Consider the following 19,158-nt stretch of genomic DNA (forward strand, 5'->3'; position numbering starts at 1 on the left):
AAGTTCTCTCTCATCTTCAACTAATGCCTCTTCCTCCACTTGAAACACTGTGATTGGGTGATCATCGCCACAGGGGAGTGGTATGCGCTGAGGGCCTGGGGAGGGGCGCCGATGCGATCGGTTCGCATACGGATTCTCGCGGCTGTGCTGGTGTTGGCAGGCGCGGGAGTGGGTGGGTGGCAGTTGCTGCCGGCCAAGGAGAACACCAACAGGACCATCACGGTCGGGACGACGGACGCCGTCACCTCGCTCGATCCGGCGGGGGCCTATGACGCCGGATCGTGGGCCTTGTTCAGCAGCGTTTTCCAGTCACTGCTGACCTTCGAACCCGACGGCGTGGAACCGGTGCCGGACGCCGCCCAGAGCTGCGCATTCGTGGGCACGGACCTGAAGACCTACCGCTGCACGCTGCGCAAGGACGTCACGTTCCCCAGCGGGCGCGCCATGACAGCCGAAGACGTCAAGTACTCCTTCGACCGGGTCAAGCGCATCAACTCCGACGTCGGTCCCGCGACCCTGCTCGACACCTTGCACTCGGTGGACGCGAGCGGGCTGACCGTGACCTTCCATCTGTCCACGCCGGACGCGACCTTCCCGTTCAAGGTGGCCACCGGCGCCGGCTCCATCGTCGACCGCACCGAGTACCCGCAGGACAAGCTGCGCACCGACAACGGTGTCGACGGGACCGGGCCGTACACCCTGACGTCGTACACGAAGGACAAGACGGCCCACCTCGCCCCGAACAAGCACTACAAGGGCGACATCAAGGAAACCGGCCGGCCCATCGAGCTGTGGTACTACGCCGACCCCGCCGCCCTGGAGAAGGCGTGGAAGGCGAAGGACGTCGATGTCGCCACCCGCCAGCTGCCGCCCTCCGTGCTGGCCAACCTCTCGCCGAGCGACCCCGGCCAGCGCGTCGCCGAGGCCGACAGCGCGGAGATCCGCAACATCGTCCTGAACACCTCCGCCGGCTCACCGTTGCACGACCGCCGTGTCCGCCAGGCCATCGCCTCGGTCATCAACCGCGAGGAACTGGTCAGCACCGTCTACGAGGGCACGACGGACCCGCTGTACTCGCTGATTCCGGCGGGTATCACGGGGCACACCACGTCGTTCTTCGACGCCTACCCCAAGCCCGACGCCAAGAAGGCCCGCGCCCTGCTCACCGCCGCCGGTGTGAGCGCGCCCGTCCACTTCACCTACGGCTACGCGCAGGGCAGCGGCGCCGCCGCCGAGGAGGCCGCCGACCTCAAGCGGCAACTGGAGGCGACCGGACTGTTCACGGTGGACGTCAAGGGCTACGAGTGGACCGACTTCCAGAAGCGGTACGCGAGCGGCAAGCTCGACGCGTGGGCCGTCGGCTGGGTCGCCGACTTCCCCGACCCTGACAACTTCACCGCGCCGCTCGTCGGCACCGGCAACAGCATGAAGAACGGCTACAGCAACAAGCAGGTCGACGGTCTGATCCTGGACAGCCAGCGCTACTCCGACCGCAGCCGGACCGCCGACGACTTCCAGCGCATCCAGCAGATCGTGGCGCAGGACGTCCCGCTGATCCCGCTGTGGCAGCGCAAGGAGTACGTGGTGAGCAGCGAGGACGTCGGCGGCGGCCAGTACCTGTCGGACGGCACGGGCGTCTTCCGCCTCTGGCGGCTGAACTGGATCTGAGCCACCGCCACATGTGAACTTCCTGCCATCACATGTGATCGCCCGAGACGCCCCCGGCTTCTGCGCTCGGGGGCGTCTCGGGCATGATGACCGGGCTCATTTTTCGTCTTGTCGTATCTTCGCGGGGCTCCCCGCAACCGGTCCCAGGAGCAGTCCTTGAGCGAACAGCCGCAGCAGCCCGGTCCCTACGGTTACGGGTACCCGAACCAGCCCCCGGGCCCGCCGCCGGGGTACGGGTATCCGCAGTACGGGTACGCGCCCGGCGCCGTGCCGCCAGGGATGTACACCGGCGACCCCAACGCGCCGTACGGCTACGACCCCTACGGCCGCCCCTACTCCGACAAGTCGAAGATCGTCGCCGGTGTGCTGCAGTTCGTCCTCGGCACCTTCGGCGTCGGACGCTTCTACATCGGCAACGTCGGGCTGGGCCTGGCCCAGCTGTTCACCTGCGGTGGCCTCGGCATCTGGGCGCTGATCGACGGCATCATCCTGCTGACGGGCAGCAACCAGACCGACTCCCAGGGCCGCGTCCTGCGCGGCTGAGGAACCGGTGTCCCCCCAGTCCGTACTGCGGCATCCGGCGGCGGCTCCCCTGGCGGTACTCGCCGCCGGGGCGGCCGGGGCCGGCTATCTGTACGTCACCGATCCGCACGAACCCGGGCACGTGCTGCCCCAGTGCCCGTTCCGGCTCCTGACGGGCCTGCTCTGCCCCGCCTGCGGCGGCACCCGCATGGTGTACGACCTGATGCACGGTCACTTCACCGAGGCGTGGCTGGACAACAGGGCGCTGCTGCTCGCCTCGCCGTACGCCCTCGCCCTTCTGGGCCGTTGGGCGGTCGAAGGGCTGCGTGGCCGTCGCTGGCAGCCACAACTGAGCACGCGGGCACAGGTGCTGGTCCTGGCGCTGGCGGTGGCGTGGACGGTGGTCCGTAACGCCTTCTAGCGGGCGAGAGTTGAGCGATGTCGCCTTGATGTGAACGCCGCCTGTCCGGACTTGATCACGGAACAGGAACAATCATTCACACCCTCTCCCGCCCTTGCGCTTCCTTTACCTAAGCTCCCAGCTCGCAGGGGGACGACGACAGAAGATCTCCGGCCGGATCCCGGTCGGAACTCTCATTCCATCTTCGTGGCGGGATCCCTCCTCGCCTCATTCCGGAGTCAACCATTCCGGTTCTCCGTGATCCGCTACGGCACTTCCAGGAGTAGTTCCATGACCGTCCCCACCCCCGAGGCTCCCTACGGCGTCGACCCGCAGGGCCGTCCGTACTCCGACAAGTCCAAGATCGTCGCGGGCATCCTCCAGATCTTCCTGGGCAGCCTCGGCATCGGCCGCTTCTACGTCGGCTCGGTCGGCGTGGGCATCGCCCAGCTGTTCACCTGCGGCGGCCTCGGCATCTGGGCGCTGATCGACGGCATCCTGTTCCTGACGAGCAACGACCGCACGGACAAGCAGGGGCGCGTACTGCGGGGCTGAGGCGGCGGGGCCTTACCGGGGTTACCGCTGCCCGGCCATGAGGAGCTTGGTGACGTCCAGGGTGACCTTTCCGCCGATAGAGTCGGGGAGTGTGACCAGCTCGCCGGCGATGTGAATGTGGTGCGTGGCGTAGTTACCGCGGACCGGATCGGTGAGGACGTGGAGGCGTTGGTGCTGGCGGTCGATGATGACGTAGACCGGGATCTTCGCCTCGGCGTAGTAGGCGACCTTGGTACGCAGATCGGTCTTCCAGTTGCTGGACGTGACTTCCATGACGAGGCGGAAGCAAGTCGGGTCGTAGCAGCTGTTCTCGACCAGGTGATCGCGATAGTCGTCGTCGACCACCGACAGGTCGGGGATCACGTAGTCCTCCGCCCCGGTCGGCAGCCAGAGGCCGATGTTCGGTAGCGCTCGCACCAAGCCCAACTGCAGGAACGGTGCCGCGAAGAGCATGAGGGCCTCGGAGTGCGGGCCGTCTGGTGCCGGACTCAAGAGAAGCTGTCCTCCGATGATCTCGACGCGGCGACCCGGAAGACTCTCCATGATGAGATTCGCTTCGGCGATCAGCGGCCGTTCCTCGTGTGGCCGCTCGACGGCTGCTGCGGACATCAGGTGCCTCCCGTGGGCTGTGTCGAGAGCATCATCGTAGGCCGGAACGTGCCCGCACGTCCCTGATGATCACGTTCACTCGATCGTGTCCCCACACGCCTGAGGGCCCCGTTCCCAGCGGACGGGGCCCTCAGGCGTCGTGCGGGACGAACCTCAGAGGCGGCGGGTGATCAGTGCCCGCTTCACCTCCTGGATCGCCTTCGTGACCTCGATGCCGCGCGGGCACGCGTCCGTGCAGTTGAACGTCGTACGGCAGCGCCACACGCCGTCCTTGTCGTTCAGGATCTCCAGCCGCTGCTCGCCGGCCTCGTCACGCGAGTCGAAGATGAAGCGGTGCGCGTTGACGATGGCCGCCGGGCCGAAGTACTGGCCGTCGTTCCAGAACACCGGGCAGGAGGTCGTGCAGGCCGCGCACAGGATGCACTTCGTCGTGTCGTCGAAGCGCTCCCGGTCCTCGGCCGACTGCAGACGCTCGCGCGTCGGCTCGTTCGTCTCCTTGGTGATCAGGAACGGCATCACGTCCCGGTACGCCTGGAAGAACGGATCCATGTCCACGACCAGGTCCTTCAGGACCGTCAGGCCCTTTATGGGTTCGATCGTGATCGGCTTCTCGGGGTTGATGTCCTTGATCAGCGTCTTGCACGCGAGGCGGTTCTTGCCGTTGATCCGCATGGCGTCCGAGCCGCAGATGCCGTGCGCGCAGGAGCGGCGGAAGGTCAGCGACCCGTCCAGGTCCCACTTGATCTTGTGCAGACCGTCGAGGACGCGCTCCTTGGGGTCGATCTCCAGCTGGAAGTCTTCCCAGGCCGCCTCGGCCGAGACCTCGGGGTTGAAGCGGCGGACGCGGAAGGTGACCGTGATGTAGGGGGACGCTGCCGAGCCCGAAGCGCTCGCCTCGGCCTTGTCCAGAACAGGGGTAGCCATCAGTACTTACGCTCCATCGGCTGGTAGCGGGTCTGGACGACCGGCTTGTAGTCGAGACGGATGGACTCGGTGCCGTCGTCGCCCACCTCGCGGTACGCCATGGTGTGGCGCATGAAGTTGACGTCGTCGCGGTTCGGGTAGTCCTCGCGGTAGTGACCGCCGCGGGACTCCTTGCGGGCCAGCGCGGAGACCGCCATCACCTCGGCGAGGTCGAGCAGGTTGCCCAGCTCGACGGCCTCCAGCAGGTCCGTGTTGAACCGCTTGCCCTTGTCCTGGATCGCCACGTTCTTGTAGCGCTCCCTGAGCTCGGCGATCTTCTCGACCGCCGTCTTGATCGTCTGCTCGGTGCGGAACACCATGACGTTCGCGTCCATGGTCTCCTGCAGCTCACGACGCAGCTCCGCCACGCGCTCGTTGCCCGTGGAGTTGCGCAGCTGCTCGATCTGCCCGACGACGAGCTCCTCCGGGTTCTCCGGCAGCTCGACGAAGTCCGCCGTCTGGGAGTACTCGGCGGCGGCGATGCCCGCACGGCGGCCGAACACGTTGATGTCCAGCAGCGAGTTGGTGCCGAGGCGGTTGGCGCCGTGCACGGACACGCAGGCGACCTCGCCGGCCGCGTACAGGCCGGGGACGACCGTGGTGTTGTCCGCGAGGACCTCGCCCTGGACGTTCGTCGGGATGCCGCCCATCGCGTAGTGCGCGGTCGGCTGGATCGGGATCGGGTCCGTGTAGGGCTCGATGCCGAGGTACGTACGGGCGAACTCGGTGATGTCGGGCAGCTTGGCGTCCAGCTGCTCCGGCGGTAGGTGGGTGAGGTCCAGGTAGACGTGGTCGCCCTCGGGACCGCAGCCGCGGCCCTCGCGGATCTCCGTGTAGATCGAGCGGGAGACGACGTCACGGGAGGCGAGGTCCTTCATGACCGGCGCGTACTTCTCCATGAAGCGCTCGCCGTCCTTGTTGCGGAGGATGCCGCCCTCACCGCGCGCACCCTCGGTCAGGAGGATGCCCATGCGCCAGATGCCGGTCGGGTGGAACTGGAAGAACTCCATGTCCTCCAGCGGGATGCCCCGCCGGTACACCGCCGCCTGGCCGTCACCGGTCAGCGTGTGCGCGTTCGACGTCACCTTGAAGAACTTGCCGCAGCCGCCGGAGGCGTAGATCACGGCCTTCGCCTGGAAGATGTGGATCTCACCGGTCGCCAGCTCGTACGCCACGACACCGGCCGAGCGCTTGACGCCGTCGACCTCGGTGATCAGCTGGTCGAGGACGTAGAACTCGTTGAAGAACTCCACGCCCTCCTTCACGCAGTTCTGGTACAGCGTCTGGAGGATCATGTGGCCGGTGCGGTCGGCCGCGTAGCAGGAGCGCCGGACCGGGGCCTCACCGTGGTTGCGGGAGTGACCGCCGAAACGGCGCTGGTCGATCGTCCCGTTGGGCGTCCGGTTGAACGGCAGGCCCATCTTCTCCAGGTCGAGGACGGAGTCGATGGCCTCCTTCGCCAGGATCTCGGCGGCGTCCTGGTCGACCAGGTAGTCACCGCCCTTGACCGTGTCGAAGGTGTGCCACTCCCAGTTGTCCTCCTCCACGTTCGCGAGCGCGGCGGCCATACCGCCCTGCGCGGCGCCCGTGTGGGAGCGGGTGGGGTAGAGCTTGGTCAGCACGGCGGTGCGGCTGCGCTTCGTCGACTCGATGGCGGCGCGCATACCGGCGCCACCGGCGCCGACGATGACGGTGTCGTACTTGTGGATCTTCATGATTCTCGCAGCCCCGTGCCTAGCGGATGTTCGGGTCGAAGGTGAAGATCACCAGCGTGCCCAGCAGGATGGTGAACACCGTGGCGGTGTACAGCAGGCCCTTCAGCCACAGCCGCGTGTTCGTCCGCTCGGCGTAGTCGTTGATGACCGTGCGCAGGCCGTTGGCGCCGTGCAGCATCGCGAGCCACAGCATGGTCAGGTCCCAGACCTGCCACCACGGGGAGGCCCAGCGGCCGGCCACGAAGGCGAAGCCGATCTTGGAGACACCGCCGTCCAGCACGAGCTGGATCAGCAGGTGGCCGATGACCAGGACGACCAGCACGATGCCGGACAGGCGCATGAACAGCCAGCCGTACATCTCGAAGTTGCCGCGGGTCGACTTCGGGGTCTTCCTCGTCCGCTTGCGGGGCGGCTCGATGACCGGCGCCGGGTTGTCGACGTCGTACAGCGAGGCACCCTCGACGGGGCCGATGCCGGAGGTGGTGGTTTCAGTGGTGACTGTGTTGTTCGACATCGTGCGCCTCAGCTCCCGAAGAGTTCACGAGCGGCGTGGCCGAGGACGGGGTAGATCGCCCCGAGCATCAGCACGACCCAGACTCCGACGACGGTCCAGAGCATCTGCTTCTGGTAGCGCGGGCCCTTCGACCAGAAGTCGACCGCGATGACGCGGAGGCCGTTGAGCGCGTGGAAGAGGATGGCGGCGACGAGGCCGTACTCGAGAATCGCGACGATCGGTGTCTTGTACGTGGCCACGACCTTGTCGTAGGCCTCGGGGGAGACACGGACGAGAGCGGTGTCCAGCACGTGTACGAACAGGAAGAAGAAGATGAGGACGCCGGTGACTCGGTGAGCCACCCAGGACCACATTCCTTCCCGGCCGCGGTACAGCGTTCCAGCCGGCACGGAAGAACCCTCCGGGAGCGGGGACTAGGGCCGCGCCGGCTTTCTGTGTCGGTCGGGCCCGGCCGGGTACGGTCCACCGGCCCCCAGCATGGTAGCGACGCTTGCCTGCGGCGCTTACGGGGGGCCTGCCGGTGTGATCAATCAGGCACTCAAACGAGCACGGATGGCTCATCGACCGGGCGGCTACCGGGGTGAGGGCTGTTGTTTTTCTGCCGGGTGCGGGTGGTTTGCGGGTGCTTGCGACCACGCGGCGGAGCCGCCCGTGTCACAGCCCCGCGCCCCTAAACGGCGCGTTCCACCGCAGTTCGCTCGGAGAAGTCCCGTGCCAGGCGCGTCAGCCTCCCCCTCGCCAAGCGGCGCAGTTCCTCTGTCGCCAGGACCCGCTCCTCCTCGGGATCGTTGGCCAATCGTGATCGGATGGCCGCGAGGAGCTGGTCCAGCAGCTCGTCCGGCGCCACCTCGTCCAGGCAGATGATGAACACGTGTCCGAATTTGCTCTCGTATGCCGCGTGTGCCGCGCTCAGCGCGGTGTGGGCGGCGGAGTACGTGCCGTCGGGGAGCGGGGCGAGGGATTCCCCGGCCAGGGCCTCGGCGAGGTCCGCGGGGGTGAGGTCGTACGTCGCCTCGTCGGCCGCGGCGAGCAGGGAGTCGAGGTCCGGGTAGGGGCGGTGCTCGGCGACCCGGTGGGCCCAGCGCAGGCTGCGGCAGCAGGTGAGCAGGGCGCGCCGGACGTCGTCGGCGGGTGCGCGGTTGAACCGCTCCAGGCCCGTCGCGGCCTCGGTGCGGTGTTGCGCCGGGAGGGCGGTGTGGCCGGGGAGGTGCGGGAGACGGTGCGCGGGCAGCGTGGGTCCTCGGCGGCTGGCGTGACGGCTCGTGCGCGTCACGTGCGGGTCGGCAGGGGATCGTGTGAGAAATGCGCCGCCACGTTAGCGACGGCGGTCGGGTCGGCGTCCAGTCGCTGCCCGGATTTCACCCGGATGGGAGAGTTTCGGGGCCTCTCGTGGACACGTCGGCCGGACGGGGGTCGTAGCTTCGGAGAGGAACGACAGGGGGGCAGAGTGTGGAGGTGAGTCGCGTGCGGTCCAAGGTCGGGCGAATACCAAAACGCATATGCATGCAGAGGAACACGGTGCGGCCGTGCCCCGGAGTCGAAACGGATGTGACCTGGTGACCGGCCGCAGGCAGGTCCCCGAGGGGAAGACGCACGTACGGCGCACCAGGTTGCTCTTGGCGACCACCGGGATCGTGGTGGCGGGCGGTGTGGCGGCGGCCGTGACGCTGTGGCCCTCCGGTGGCGGCTCGCCGAACGGGGCCGGGGCCTCCGTGGGCACGTCGGCGGCGTCCACGGGCTCCGCCCGCTCCGTCCCGTCCCGCTCCTACCCCGTGTCGCAACCGCCCCGCACCATCCCCGCCGTCAGCCGGTTCACCGCGGCGCGGGGACCGGGCTGGCGGCCCGCCTCCGGGCACCGGGTGGTGGTCGACAACGCTCAGCTCGCCGACGAGGGGCGGCTGCTGGCCGGGGAGCTGGGCATGGCGTACGGCGGGCGGACCCGTGCCGGCGCCGGCGACGTGGAGCTGGGCCTGACGGGCAGCGGCAACCAGGAGTCGTACACGCTGACCGTCACGAACGGGCGGGTGAAGATCACTGGGCCCGGCGAGGCCGGCGTCTTCTACGGCACCCGCACCCTGAAGCAGGAAGTGCACGGCGGCGGCACCGCGCCCGAGGGCGTCGTGAACGACGCGCCCGCCAAGCCGCGGCGCGGGTTCATGCTCGACATCGCCCGCAAGTACTACACGGCCGGCTGGATCGAGGACCGCATACGTGAGCTGGGCGACCTGAAGTACAACGAACTGGGTCTGCACTTCTCCGACGACCAGGGCTTCCGCATCGAGTCCTCCTCGCACCCGGAGATCGTCTCCAAGCAGCACCTCAGCAAGGCCGATGTGAAGAGGATCGTCGATCTCGCGGCGAGTCGGCACATCACCGTGGTGCCCGAGATCGACTCGCCCGGCCACCTGGGCGCCGTCATCGCCGCCCACCCCGACATCCAGCTGCGCAACGCCTCCGGCGTCGCCACGCGCGGGGCGGTCGACATCTCCAAGCCCGCGGCGGCGAAGATCGTCGACGATCTGCTCAACGAGTTCTCGGGCGTGTTTCCCGGCGCGTACTGGCATCTCGGCGGCGACGAGTACCTGGCGCTGATGGCGCGCAACCCGGCCGCCTCCTACCCGCAGCTCGCCGCCGCCGCGCGGGCCCGGTTCGGGCCGAAGGCGGGCGTCGCCGACCTCGCGACGGGCTGGCTGAACGACCGCGCGAACGTGATGCGCGGGCACGGCAGGACCATGCGGGCCTGGAACGACGGCTTCTACCGGGCGAGTTCCGTGCAGCCGGCCGGGGATCTCGAGGCCGCGTACTGGACCGGCAAGGAGCTGGGCGCCCGGCCGCCGACCGACTACCTGGGCGCGGGCCGCAAGGTGATCAACTACAACGACGAGTACCTCTACTACGTGCTCGGTCAGCCGCAGACCTTCGTCTACCCCACCGGGCAGCGGATCTACGAACAGTGGACCCCGCGCGTGCTGCGGGGCACGACGGCGGTGCCCGCGCGCTACGACGGGCAGATCCTCGGCGGCGTCTTCGCCGTCTGGAGCGACCGCCCGACCGCCCAGACGCAGGACCAGGTGGCGGCCGGGATCCGGATGCCGCTGCGGGCGACGGCGCAGAAGCTGTGGGACTCGCGGACCCCGTCGCTGTCCTGGACGCAGTTCAAGGCGCTGGCGGGCCGGCTGGGCTGAAACGCCCCCTCGGGCAGGTTCGATGGCCGAAAATACCCTCCTCGAACGCCTCGACAGCTCCCCAGGTGTGACTGTGACACTCCCGGTCCGTCGCACGCAGTAAGGGAAGATGCGGGCTCCGTACGGAAGAGGCGCCCCCACGAGGCGTTTCGAGGAGGCTTGATGAGCCTGGTGGACCTGATCGCGCAGGCCGACGAGCGGGCACTCGCGGCGAGCGGACTGGCTTGTTTGGACCGGTGTGTGCCGCTCCTCGGAGGCGACGACGAGGTCCTGCGGCCGCTGTGGGCGAGCCTCGTCGAGGGGCACGACTGGGAGCAGCGACTGACCAAGGCGCGCTCAGAGCTGGCGGCCGGGCAGGACTCCGCGGCGGACGCCGACTGCGCCTCCGAGACCGAGGCCGCACGGCTCGCCCGCCGCATGCTCGAGGCGGTCCCCGCCGAGCCGTCCGCCGACGCCCTGCGCCGGTGGGCCGACGCCTGCTCGGTGGCCGCGCTGCAGATCCACCGCTTGCTGGACCCCGCCGACGGCGACGCCCCGGTCGCGGCCTGCCGCGAGGGCCGTACGGACCGCATGCCGCCGCTCGTCGCCGCCGAACTTCGGCGCCAGGTCACCGTGCTGGAGCTGGTCACGGACCACGGGGCGGGCGGACTGCGCCGGGCCCTCGACGTGTCGACCGAGGGGCGCCGGGTGCTGCGTGCCGTGGTGTCCCGGCGTGCACGGGGCCGCTCGTAGCCCCAGAGGAGCACACCCCCGTAAACCCCTTCCGCTGCAAGGATCCTGTGACCGTCCTGTGGTGCGGTGGGGCGGTCCTGCGCCGGTGTCGGGGACCCCCTCCGGACGGCGTGACGCCACGGCGGTCAAGGGCGCTCTTCCGGGTGTGAACGCAACTGAGGTGACCAGGCCCCACGCCGCCACGAAGCCCGTCCGCTGGGCCGCCGACGCCGTCTCGGCCATGCGCGAGGGCGCCCGGATGCGACTCGACTACTCGGCGCAGAGCCTGTGGCGGGTTGACCGGACGATCGAGGAGATAAGCCGTCAGGGTGCGCCGTACGCCGCCGTGGAGACCGCGCTGCGCGGGTTCGGGGCGTACGCGGGCGAGGTGGTGGTCCGGCTGACCGGCGGGGAGTGGTGGTCGTCCGGCGGCGACCACTGGGTGCGCACACCCGACGGCAGCCTTTGGGACCCCATCGACGAGGCCCGCCGCTGCTACCACGGCGACGGCTCGCTACGACTGCTGTGCCGGGACGCGACGAGCGGGACGGCTTGAGGGTTCGCCGCGGCCGCCACGGCCGGCCGAGGTTTCACCCGAGGCCCGTCGGGAGGGTGATGGTCCGCGTGAACACGCCTTCCGTGCGCTCGGTCACGTCCTGGCTGTAACGCATCGTCCGTCCGCCGTAGGGGATGAGGAAGGTGCACCGGAAACGGTGGGACCTGATGCGGTACGTGGCGGAGTCGAGGGAGAGCACCTCCTCGACACGCTCCACCAGGATCTGACTCTCGGGCGCGCTGACGCCGGCCGCGCGCACCTGTTCAAGGGTCGGCGTGAGTTCGCGTACCGCCTGCTTCACGACGCCCCGGTCCCGTACGGCGGGGAGTTTCACCGACGACACCTCGGCCCGCAGTTCGACCGCACCGCCCGACTTCACGACCGAGACGCCGCCGCCCGACTCCTCCCGGGCGTAGCTCCCGAACGCCGTGAGCGCGGCGACCGGGTCCTCCACCACGTTCGCGATCTTCGGATCCGACAGGGGGCCGCTCTTCCACGGTGCCCCGGCCGCGCCCTTCCTGACGTACCCCGTCCCGTCGACGACGTAGACCTCTTCCGGCTTGGCGAGGCCCTTGGCGTACGTCGTTCCCGTGGAGTGCAGCGCCACGGGGCTCTGTGTGCGCCGCAGCGTGGCCGTGTACGTGGCCGTGCTCTGCTGTCCCTGCGACGCCAGGCCCTCGTTCCCCTTCACGGCGAACGTCCAGCCCTTCTGCCCGGACATCGCTTCCCTCGCCCGGGCGAGGAACTCCTCGGGTGTCCGTGGTGCGGCGGGTGCCGCCTTCGGCCTGGCGCCGACGTTTGCGGCGGGCGACTCCGCCGGGGCTCCGGTTCCGCCGCTCTCGGCGCACCCGGCCAGGGACAACGAGAGCAGGGACACAGCGGGAACCGTCAGCGCGGCAACGGCGGAACGGGGTCTCACGCGCGCACTCCTTCAGGATCGGAAGGCGCCCGGTTGTACAGGAGGTGGGACCGTCGACGCCACCGCACGGACAAGCGGGACAAAGGTCGCGCCGGGCGCGTGCGGGAGTTCGGCGTTCGGCACGGCATGGCTGCGTGGAACGGGAAGATGTTGTACGCGCCGGCTGACGCCGCACGGGCGGATCCGGCGGTCGGCTGCCGTCTGACGGGCTGTGACACTTCTGTGAGCCCTGACGCTGATGATCGTGGGTGTTACACACAAACCCGCCGCGAACTCGGCATGGGGCGAGGACAGTCTTGGGTCAGGGAGGGGAACCGCGCCGCGTACACCCGTACGACGCGGAGCTGGGCGCTGCGGTCGTGCGGGCTCAGCAGGGGGACGAAGCCGCCTTCGCGGTGGCGTACCGGATCGTGCAGCCGGGGCTGGTCGGGTATCTGCGTGGTCTCGTCGCGGACGAGGCGGAGGACGTGGCGTCCGACGCCTGGCTGGAGATCGCCCGGGACCTGGGCCGGTTCAAGGGCGACGGGGCGGGCTTCCGCGGCTGGACGGCGACCATCGCCCGGCACCGCGCGCTCGACCACCTGCGCCGCCGGCGGGTACGGCCCCGATCGTCGGGGCTGGAAGAGGAGGCACTCGAACTGCCGGGCGCCCACAGCACCCATGACCAGGCGTTGGAGTCCATCTCCACCGAGCACGCCCTGGAACTCGTCCGCGGGCTGCCGCGCGACCAGGCCGAGGCCGTGCTGTTGCGTGTGGTCGTCGGCCTGGACGGCCCCGCCGCCGCCCGCGTCCTCGGCAAGCGGCCCGGTGCGGTGCGTACCGCGGCCCATCGGGGGTTGAAGCGTCTGGCCCGCAGGCTTCGCGTCGAAGGCGCGGGAGACCGGGGTGTGACGGATGACGGCCCCGGGACGCTGGGTGAGTCGAAGTGAGCGGTAGCGGCGGCGGACACGACGACCGGGCCGGCCGCCGGGCAGAGATGGGTGCGGACATGGGTGAACGGCACAACGACGGCCAGGTCTTCGGCCGTCGGCGCGTGCACCCCCGCGGTACCGCGTCCGTCCCCGCGGACGCCGCCGGGAGCGCAGCGCTGGAGGCTCTGCTCGCCGCCGCGCTGCGCGAGGGCGCCCTTGACGCCGAGGCCGAACAACGGGCGGTGGCCGCGTTCCGAGCCGTCCGGGACGCCGGCGCGCCCCAGGCGCGGACCCGGCGCCGTGACGACTGGCGGCCGCTCGGGCACCGGCGTGTGCGGTCGTCGGTGAAGGCCACGGTCTGCCTGTTTCTCGCCGGACTGACCCTGAGCGGAGTCGCGTTCGCGGCGATCGGCCCGGGCGGCTCCTTCGGCGGCGGGGACAGTGGCGGTCACGGGCGGCGACAGCCGTCGCCGGGCGCTTCGGACCGGTGGAGCGGGGCGCCGGATTCGGCGACGTCCCATGTGCCGAACGCCTCCGTCTCCCCGGACCGCCCGGACACCGCCCAGGACACCGAGGCCCATTGCCGCGCCTACGAGCAGGTGAAGAACCGTGGCAACGCCATCGGCTCGACGGCATGGCAGCGGCTCGTCGAGGCCGCCGGCGGTGAGCAGAACGTCGCCGTCTACTGCGCCGAGCAGTTGGCACAGGACGACGGAAATTCGGGCAAGTCAGATCAATCCGGCAAGGCGGAGAAGGCGGGCAGGGCTCCTGCGGCTTCCCGCACTCCCGAGCCTGGGGAACAGACCGAAAAGGCCGACAAGGGCCGCGGGAAGACCAAGTAGTCAGGCGTCCCCACCTCGGCTCCCCGGCGCTCCGGTGGCCCCTGCGCGCGTTGCCCGGGCGGCGGGCGGAGCCGCGAAGCAACGGCCGGGGCCGCCACCCCCCACAGGAGAGGCCCCGGCCGTCGCGCGGTACGGGCCGCGCGGCGGCCCGTCACTCTCTACAGCGCCGTGGATGCGTTTTCTGTCACACCTCACCGCGTCACGGGTTGGTTGCGCGTTGTGCGGACGTGGACGAAGAGCGGTTTCACGCCGTAACGTGCCTTTCGCGCCGACCGCGACGATCAGCAATAACGGGTGATGCAACCGCCGCAGACCACGAGCGGCCTGAAGACCACAGGCAGGACGAGGAATCACGACGGCGAGAGCCCGGCGCGCGCGAGCGGTGCCGGATCAGGCGCACAGAGGGGCAGTTCGGGTGCTGGGGGACGACGCGGAGCTGACGGCCGCGGTACTTGCGGCACAGGAGGGGGACGAGACCGCTTTCCGTACCGTGTACCGCGCGGTGCATCCGCGGCTGCTCGGCTATGTGCGCACGCTGGTCGGAGACCCGGACGCGGAGGACGTCACGTCCGAGGCGTGGCTGCAGATCGCCCGTGACCTGGACCGGTTCAGCGGCGACGCCGACCGGTTCCGCGGCTGGGCGGCCCGTATCGCCCGCAACCGCGCCCTCGACCACATACGGATGCGCGGCCGCCGCCCCGCGATCGGCGGCGACGAGACGGAACTGACCGGCAAGCCCGCCGAGTCGGACACGGCCGGGGAGGCCATCGAGGCCCTGGCGACCGACCGCACACTGTCCCTCATCGCCCAGCTTCCGCAGGACCAGGCGGAGGCCGTGGTGCTGCGGGTGGTCGTGGGTCTCGACGCCAAGACCGCCGCCGAGACCCTCGGCAAGCGCCCGGGAGCCGTCCGCACGGCGGCACACCGCGGTCTGAAGCGGCTCGCGGAGCTGCTCGATGTGAACCCTGACACGGATCCGGAATCGGCTGGCGCGCTCGGCGCCATGCCTCCCCAGCGAGACGCGCACAGACGTGCGGTGTCGTCCGCCGGTGTGACGCATACGCGTTCGCGGACGCAGAAGGACATGTGATGGCCGACGAGCAGGACAGGTGGCTGGACAGGGACGCGGCGGAGCGTCTGCTGCGCGGAGAGCCCCCGGCCCCCGTCGACGCCGATGCGCGTGCCCGCGCCGAACGGCTCGCCGAAGCACTCGCCGCTCTGACCGCCACACCCTCTTCGACCAGCGAGGAACTGCCGGGCGAGGAGGCCGCGGTGGCCGCGTTCCGGGCCGTCCGCGCGGCCCGGAACGACAACGGGACGGTGCTCCAGCCGCAGCCGGCGGCCCTGCCCCAGGCTCTCGACTTCGCTCGGGTCGGGGGGACCCCCACCGCCGACGCCGGACTCGTCCGTCTCGGCCGTCCCGAGGCGGGCGGGCGGCGGGCCCGCCGGTGGCGCACGGTCCGCTTCGGACTTGCCGCCACGGTGGCCGCCGGGATGATCGGCGGGGTCGCGGTGGCGGCGGGAACGGGAGTGCTGCCGACACCGTTCCGCGACGATCCGGGACCCGCCGCGTCCGTGTCGCCCGCCCTGACGTCCCCTCATCCCTCGGCGACTGGGACGCCTGGCGCGACAGGAACCGGAGGCCTCTCGTCCGCGACGCCGGGCGGCACGACCGGTGCGCCCGGACGGGACGGCTCCCCGAGCGACGAGGCACTCGACGGCTCCACCGCTACCGGGCGGCTCGGCGACGCCGGCAACCGCGCCGCGGGCCGGACCGGTGACCGGTGGACCGAGGTGCGCTCGTCCTGCCGTGACATGGCCGGCGGCAAGCTCCTCGGCCCCGAGCGGCTGCGCGACCTGGCGGACGCGGCGGGCGGCAGCGGCCGGGTGAAGGCGTACTGCAAGGGCGTCCTCGGCGGCGGCGACGAGGGTTCCGGCCGCGACGGGAGCGGCAAGGGCCGCGACGGAAACGGCAGCGGCGGCGGGAACGGCAGCGGTGACGGGAAAGGGAACGGGAACACCGGCGGCGACGGCGACCAGGGCGGCAACAGCGGTGACGGCGAAGGCCACATAGCGCCGGTCGCCCCTGCGCCGACCGCACCCCGCGGCCTGGTCGGGCCCGTCCCGACGCACACGGCGGCCCCGAGCCCGACGTACAGCGCGCTGGGCTCCGCCGAGAACTACTGAGCCGTCGCCGTGCCGCGCCGACCTGCGCTTTCGCTTCTCCTGAAAAATTCTTCGCCGGAGGTGTGACACTTTCGGCCGCCGTGGCGCAGTACTGAGTGAGCCGACTGGTCATCGGCCGTCGCACGGAGCCGGGGTTCCCCCCGTACCCACGGCTCGTGCACCGGCGCGGGCGGGACACGTTCCCCGGTCCCGCCCGCGCCCCACATCCTCCTTCCGGCGCCTACCAGTGGACGACGAGCTTGTCGCCGACCCGCACCTGGGCGAACAGCGCCGCGATCGCCGACTCGTCCCGTACGTTCACGCATCCGTGCGAGCCCCCGGCATAGCCGCGCGCCGCGAAGTCGTACGAGTAGTGCACCGCCTGACCGCCGCTGAAGAACATCGCGTACGGCATCGGCGAGTGGTACAGCGTGGACACGTGGTCGCGTGACTTCCAGTAGACGCGGAACACACCCTCGCGGGTGGGGGTGTACTCCGTGCCGAAGCGCACCGCCATCGTCGAGAGCGTCCGTCCGTCCACCATCCAGCGCAACGTGCGGCTCGTCTTGTCGACGCACAGCACCCGGCCCGTCATACAGCGCCGGTCCGGGGCCCCGGCCGGCTGCCCGCCCATCAGGTACAGCTCCCATGTGCCGGGCTCGTGCGTCATGGCCAGCAACCGCTGCCAGGTGGCCGAGTCGACCTCACCCGTTCGGGGCAAACCGCGCTTGCCCTGAAAACCCCTGACGGCGTTCTCGGTCAGGTCGTCGTACGTCCCCGTCGGGCCGTCGAACAGCCAGTCGACCTGGCGCAGCCGGGCCTGGAGCTCGCGCACCCCTCGACCCGAGTCGCCGCGCCGCCACAGGGCGGCGGGCGAGGGCTTCGGGGCGGGGGCGGCGGTGCTCGGCGCGCCGTCCCCGGACGCTGTGCCCCCGGCGCCGGACGGGGTGCGCGGGACCTCGATGTGCACCGGTGGGCGGTTCCCGCCGTCCCCGCCGCCCGCGTCCCTCGGCTGCGCCGTGCAGCCGGCGGCCGCGAGGAGCACGGCGGCCCCGGCGACGAGCGACTTCCCCATGCCCCTGGTACGCATACCGACCCCCCGCCGTCTCACCGGACGCCTCTGTCCGATCGCATCTCCTCAGATGTTCCCCGCGCGTGACCGACGGCGAACCAGGGGGCATGGTTGTGAGCAAGGTCCCAGCGTGCGGCGATTCCACCGCGCGCAGGGCCGCCGCTACAGTCCGTCGCGAGGGTCGTCTGTACTGGCGAGTAACGAAGCCAGGCCACCAAGCCGAGTACGAAGCAACGAAGCAACGCGGAGGCACACACCATGGCGCGCGAGTCGGAGTCCGGACTGCCCATCGAGCCGGTGTACGGGCCGGGCGCCCTCGAGGGCTGGGATCCGGCGGAGAAGCTGGGCGAGCCGGGGGCGTACCCCTTCACGCGCGGCGTGTACCCGACGATGTACACCGGCCGTCCGTGGACGATGCGCCAGTACGCGGGCTTCGGCACGGCGACCGAGTCGAACGCCCGGTACAAGCAGCTGATCGCGAACGGCACCATGGGCCTGTCGGTCGCGTTCGACCTGCCCACCCAGATGGGCCACGACTCCGACGCCCCGATCGCGCACGGCGAGGTCGGCAAGGTGGGCGTGGCGATCGACTCGGTCGACGACATGCGGGTGCTGTTCGGCGGGATCCCGCTGGACAAGGTGTCCACGTCGATGACGATCAACGCCCCGGCCGCGCTGCTGCTGCTCCTGTACCAGCTGGTGGCGGAGGAGCAGGGCGTGTCCGCCGACCAGCTGACGGGCACGATCCAGAACGACGTCCTGAAGGAGTACATCGCCCGCGGGACGTACATCTTCCCGCCGAAGCCGTCCCTGCGGCTGATCGCGGACATCTTCAAGTACTGCAAGGCCGAGATCCCCAAGTGGAACACGATCTCGATCTCCGGCTACCACATGGCGGAGGCGGGCGCGTCTCCCGCCCAGGAGATCGCGTTCACGCTCGCCGACGGCATCGAGTACGTGCGCACGGCCGTCGCGGCCGGGATGGACGTGGACGACTTCGCGCCGCGCCTGTCGTTCTTCTTCGTGGCGCGGACGACGATCCTGGAGGAGGTAGCCAAGTTCCGCGCGGCCCGCCGGATCTGGGCGCGGGTGATGAAGGACGAGTTCGGCGCGAAGAACCCGAAGTCGATGATGCTGCGCTTCCACACCCAGACGGCGGGCGTGCAGCTGACGGCCCAGCAGCCCGAGGTGAACCTCGTCCGGGTCGCCGTCCAGGGCCTCGCGGCCGTGCTCGGCGGCACCCAGTCGCTGCACACCAACTCCTTCGACGAGGCGATCGCCCTGCCGACGGACAAGAGCGCGCGTCTGGCACTGCGCACCCAGCAGGTGCTGGCCTACGAGACGGACGTGACGGCGACGGTCGACCCCTTCGCGGGCTCGTACGTCATCGAGAAGATGACCGACGAGGTCGAGACGGCGGCACTGGAGCTGATGGAGAAGGTCGAGGACCTCGGCGGCGCCGTCGCGGCGATCGAACGGGGCTTCCAGAAGAACGAGATCGAGCGCAACGCCTACCGCATCGCCCAGGAGACCGACTCCGCCGAGCGGGTCGTGGTCGGCGTCAACCGCTTCCAGCTCGACGAGGAGGAGCCGTACGAGCCGCTGCGCGTCGACCCCGCGATCGAGGCCCAGCAGGCCGAACGCCTCGCCAAGCTCCGCGCGGAACGCGACCAGCCGGCGGTGGACGCGGCCCTGAAGGAGCTGAAGAAGGCGGCCGAGGGCACGGACAACGTCCTGTACCCGATGAAGGACGCCCTGAAGGCCCGAGCGACGGTGGGCGAGGTGTGCAACGCGCTGCGGGAGGTGTGGGGGACGTACGTGCCGTCGGACGTCTTCTGAGCGTCGTACCG

Annotated in this window: 20 protein-coding genes; 12 read left to right on the forward strand and 8 right to left on the reverse strand. The window is 70.2% G+C overall.

Features of this window, described 5'->3' with window-relative positions:
* Positions 1-111: 111 nt before the first annotated feature.
* The 4 genes from N8I84_RS24645 to N8I84_RS24660 all read left to right on the forward strand — a co-directional run bounded on the left by N8I84_RS24645 (position 112) and on the right by N8I84_RS24660 (position 3,145).
* Complete coding sequence (locus N8I84_RS24645) at positions 112-1,668, forward strand: ABC transporter substrate-binding protein (RefSeq protein ID WP_263231564.1); 1,557 nt, start codon at positions 112-114, stop codon at positions 1,666-1,668.
* Positions 1,669-1,824: 156 nt separating this feature from the next.
* Positions 1,825-2,211 (forward strand): TM2 domain-containing protein, encoded by a 387-nt coding sequence (locus N8I84_RS24650; protein WP_263231565.1) that lies wholly within the window; start codon positions 1,825-1,827, stop codon positions 2,209-2,211.
* Between the two features lie 7 nt (positions 2,212-2,218).
* Positions 2,219-2,611, forward strand: coding sequence for a DUF2752 domain-containing protein (locus N8I84_RS24655; protein ID WP_263231566.1), 393 nt, complete (start codon positions 2,219-2,221; stop codon positions 2,609-2,611).
* Between the two features lie 270 nt (positions 2,612-2,881).
* The gene (locus tag N8I84_RS24660) at positions 2,882-3,145 is read left to right on the forward strand and encodes a TM2 domain-containing protein (RefSeq protein WP_103837437.1); all 264 of its coding nucleotides are present in this window, start codon (positions 2,882-2,884) and stop codon (positions 3,143-3,145) included.
* Between the two features lie 21 nt (positions 3,146-3,166).
* Here the strand turns inward: N8I84_RS24660 and N8I84_RS24665 are convergent, their stop codons facing one another.
* From N8I84_RS24665 to N8I84_RS24690, 6 genes are all read right to left on the reverse strand, one after another.
* On the reverse strand, positions 3,167-3,754 hold the full coding sequence (locus N8I84_RS24665) for a Uma2 family endonuclease (RefSeq protein WP_263231567.1): 588 nt from the start codon (positions 3,752-3,754) through the stop codon (positions 3,167-3,169).
* Between the two features lie 153 nt (positions 3,755-3,907).
* The gene (locus N8I84_RS24670) at positions 3,908-4,678 is read right to left on the reverse strand and encodes a succinate dehydrogenase iron-sulfur subunit (protein WP_263231569.1); all 771 of its coding nucleotides are present in this window, start codon (positions 4,676-4,678) and stop codon (positions 3,908-3,910) included.
* Complete coding sequence (gene sdhA, locus N8I84_RS24675; protein ID WP_263231570.1) at positions 4,678-6,432, reverse strand: succinate dehydrogenase flavoprotein subunit; 1,755 nt, start codon at positions 6,430-6,432, stop codon at positions 4,678-4,680. Before sdhA ends, N8I84_RS24670 begins: the two co-directional genes overlap by 1 nt.
* Positions 6,433-6,451: 19 nt before the next feature.
* Positions 6,452-6,946 carry a succinate dehydrogenase hydrophobic membrane anchor subunit gene (locus N8I84_RS24680; RefSeq protein WP_263231571.1) on the reverse strand — a complete coding sequence of 165 codons (495 nt, stop codon included), beginning with the start codon at positions 6,944-6,946 and terminating at the stop codon, positions 6,452-6,454.
* A gap of 8 nt (positions 6,947-6,954) precedes the next feature.
* The gene (gene sdhC / locus N8I84_RS24685; RefSeq protein ID WP_103837432.1) at positions 6,955-7,335 is read right to left on the reverse strand and encodes a succinate dehydrogenase, cytochrome b556 subunit; all 381 of its coding nucleotides are present in this window, start codon (positions 7,333-7,335) and stop codon (positions 6,955-6,957) included.
* 281 nt (positions 7,336-7,616) lie between these two features.
* Positions 7,617-8,219 carry a 2-oxo-4-hydroxy-4-carboxy-5-ureidoimidazoline decarboxylase gene (locus N8I84_RS24690; RefSeq protein ID WP_263231573.1) on the reverse strand — a complete coding sequence of 201 codons (603 nt, stop codon included), beginning with the start codon at positions 8,217-8,219 and terminating at the stop codon, positions 7,617-7,619.
* Between the two features lie 283 nt (positions 8,220-8,502).
* On the opposite strand from N8I84_RS24690, the gene N8I84_RS24695 reads away from it, so the two are divergent.
* From N8I84_RS24695 to N8I84_RS24705, 3 genes are all read left to right on the forward strand, one after another.
* Positions 8,503-10,131: a beta-N-acetylhexosaminidase gene (locus N8I84_RS24695; protein WP_263231575.1), complete on the forward strand. Its 1,629-nt coding sequence runs from the start codon at positions 8,503-8,505 to the stop codon at positions 10,129-10,131.
* Positions 10,132-10,293: 162 nt separating this feature from the next.
* Entirely contained in the window at positions 10,294-10,863 is a 570-nt protein-coding gene (locus N8I84_RS24700; protein ID WP_263231576.1) for a hypothetical protein, read from the forward strand.
* A 220-nt stretch (positions 10,864-11,083) separates the two neighbouring features.
* A complete protein-coding gene (locus N8I84_RS24705; RefSeq protein WP_263234876.1) occupies positions 11,084-11,398 on the forward strand; it encodes a hypothetical protein in 315 nt (104 codons plus the stop codon).
* Positions 11,399-11,432: 34 nt separating this feature from the next.
* Here N8I84_RS24705 and N8I84_RS24710 read toward each other — a convergent pair whose 3' ends face one another.
* Entirely contained in the window at positions 11,433-12,317 is an 885-nt protein-coding gene (locus tag N8I84_RS24710) for a hypothetical protein (RefSeq protein ID WP_263231577.1), read from the reverse strand.
* 296 nt (positions 12,318-12,613) lie between these two features.
* Between N8I84_RS24710 and N8I84_RS24715 the strand changes: the two genes are divergently transcribed.
* From N8I84_RS24715 to N8I84_RS24730, 4 genes are all read left to right on the forward strand, one after another.
* Complete coding sequence (locus N8I84_RS24715) at positions 12,614-13,246, forward strand: RNA polymerase sigma factor (protein WP_263231578.1); 633 nt, start codon at positions 12,614-12,616, stop codon at positions 13,244-13,246.
* Positions 13,247-13,305: 59 nt separating this feature from the next.
* Entirely contained in the window at positions 13,306-14,070 is a 765-nt protein-coding gene (locus N8I84_RS24720; RefSeq protein ID WP_263231579.1) for a hypothetical protein, read from the forward strand.
* 415 nt (positions 14,071-14,485) lie between these two features.
* Positions 14,486-15,160 carry an RNA polymerase sigma factor gene (locus N8I84_RS24725; RefSeq protein WP_263231580.1) on the forward strand — a complete coding sequence of 225 codons (675 nt, stop codon included), beginning with the start codon at positions 14,486-14,488 and terminating at the stop codon, positions 15,158-15,160.
* Positions 15,160-16,257, forward strand: coding sequence for a hypothetical protein (locus N8I84_RS24730; protein WP_263231581.1), 1,098 nt, complete (start codon positions 15,160-15,162; stop codon positions 16,255-16,257). Before N8I84_RS24725 ends, N8I84_RS24730 begins: the two co-directional genes overlap by 1 nt.
* 220 nt (positions 16,258-16,477) lie before the next feature.
* Here the strand turns inward: N8I84_RS24730 and N8I84_RS24735 are convergent, their stop codons facing one another.
* On the reverse strand, positions 16,478-17,326 hold the full coding sequence (locus N8I84_RS24735; protein ID WP_263231582.1) for a L,D-transpeptidase family protein: 849 nt from the start codon (positions 17,324-17,326) through the stop codon (positions 16,478-16,480).
* Between the two features lie 240 nt (positions 17,327-17,566).
* Here N8I84_RS24735 and N8I84_RS24740 point away from each other — a divergent pair, with 240 nt between their 5' ends.
* Positions 17,567-19,147: an acyl-CoA mutase large subunit family protein gene (locus N8I84_RS24740; RefSeq protein ID WP_263231583.1), complete on the forward strand. Its 1,581-nt coding sequence runs from the start codon at positions 17,567-17,569 to the stop codon at positions 19,145-19,147.
* Positions 19,148-19,158 lie beyond the last annotated feature (11 nt).

The organism is Streptomyces cynarae (assembly GCF_025642135.1).
Taxonomy (GTDB): domain Bacteria; phylum Actinomycetota; class Actinomycetes; order Streptomycetales; family Streptomycetaceae; genus Streptomyces; species Streptomyces cynarae.

What these genes read in the sequence shown, in the direction of transcription:
- N8I84_RS24645 (WP_263231564.1), top strand. Translation starts at nt 112, where the DNA reads ATGCGATCGGTTCGCATACGGATTCTCGCGGCTGTGCTGGTGTTGGCA.
- N8I84_RS24660 (WP_103837437.1), top strand. Translation starts at nt 2,882, where the DNA reads ATGACCGTCCCCACCCCCGAGGCTCCCTACGGCGTCGACCCGCAGGGC.
- N8I84_RS24665 (WP_263231567.1), bottom strand. Translation starts at nt 3,754, where the DNA reads ATGTCCGCAGCAGCCGTCGAGCGGCCACACGAGGAACGGCCGCTGATC.
- N8I84_RS24670 (WP_263231569.1), bottom strand. Translation starts at nt 4,678, where the DNA reads ATGGCTACCCCTGTTCTGGACAAGGCCGAGGCGAGCGCTTCGGGCTCG.
- sdhA (WP_263231570.1), bottom strand. Translation starts at nt 6,432, where the DNA reads ATGAAGATCCACAAGTACGACACCGTCATCGTCGGCGCCGGTGGCGCC.
- N8I84_RS24680 (WP_263231571.1), bottom strand. Translation starts at nt 6,946, where the DNA reads ATGTCGAACAACACAGTCACCACTGAAACCACCACCTCCGGCATCGGC.
- N8I84_RS24700 (WP_263231576.1), top strand. Translation starts at nt 10,294, where the DNA reads ATGAGCCTGGTGGACCTGATCGCGCAGGCCGACGAGCGGGCACTCGCG.
- N8I84_RS24705 (WP_263234876.1), top strand. Translation starts at nt 11,084, where the DNA reads ATGCGCGAGGGCGCCCGGATGCGACTCGACTACTCGGCGCAGAGCCTG.
- N8I84_RS24720 (WP_263231579.1), top strand. Translation starts at nt 13,306, where the DNA reads ATGGGTGAACGGCACAACGACGGCCAGGTCTTCGGCCGTCGGCGCGTG.
- N8I84_RS24730 (WP_263231581.1), top strand. Translation starts at nt 15,160, where the DNA reads ATGGCCGACGAGCAGGACAGGTGGCTGGACAGGGACGCGGCGGAGCGT.
- N8I84_RS24735 (WP_263231582.1), bottom strand. Translation starts at nt 17,326, where the DNA reads ATGCGTACCAGGGGCATGGGGAAGTCGCTCGTCGCCGGGGCCGCCGTG.
- N8I84_RS24740 (WP_263231583.1), top strand. Translation starts at nt 17,567, where the DNA reads ATGGCGCGCGAGTCGGAGTCCGGACTGCCCATCGAGCCGGTGTACGGG.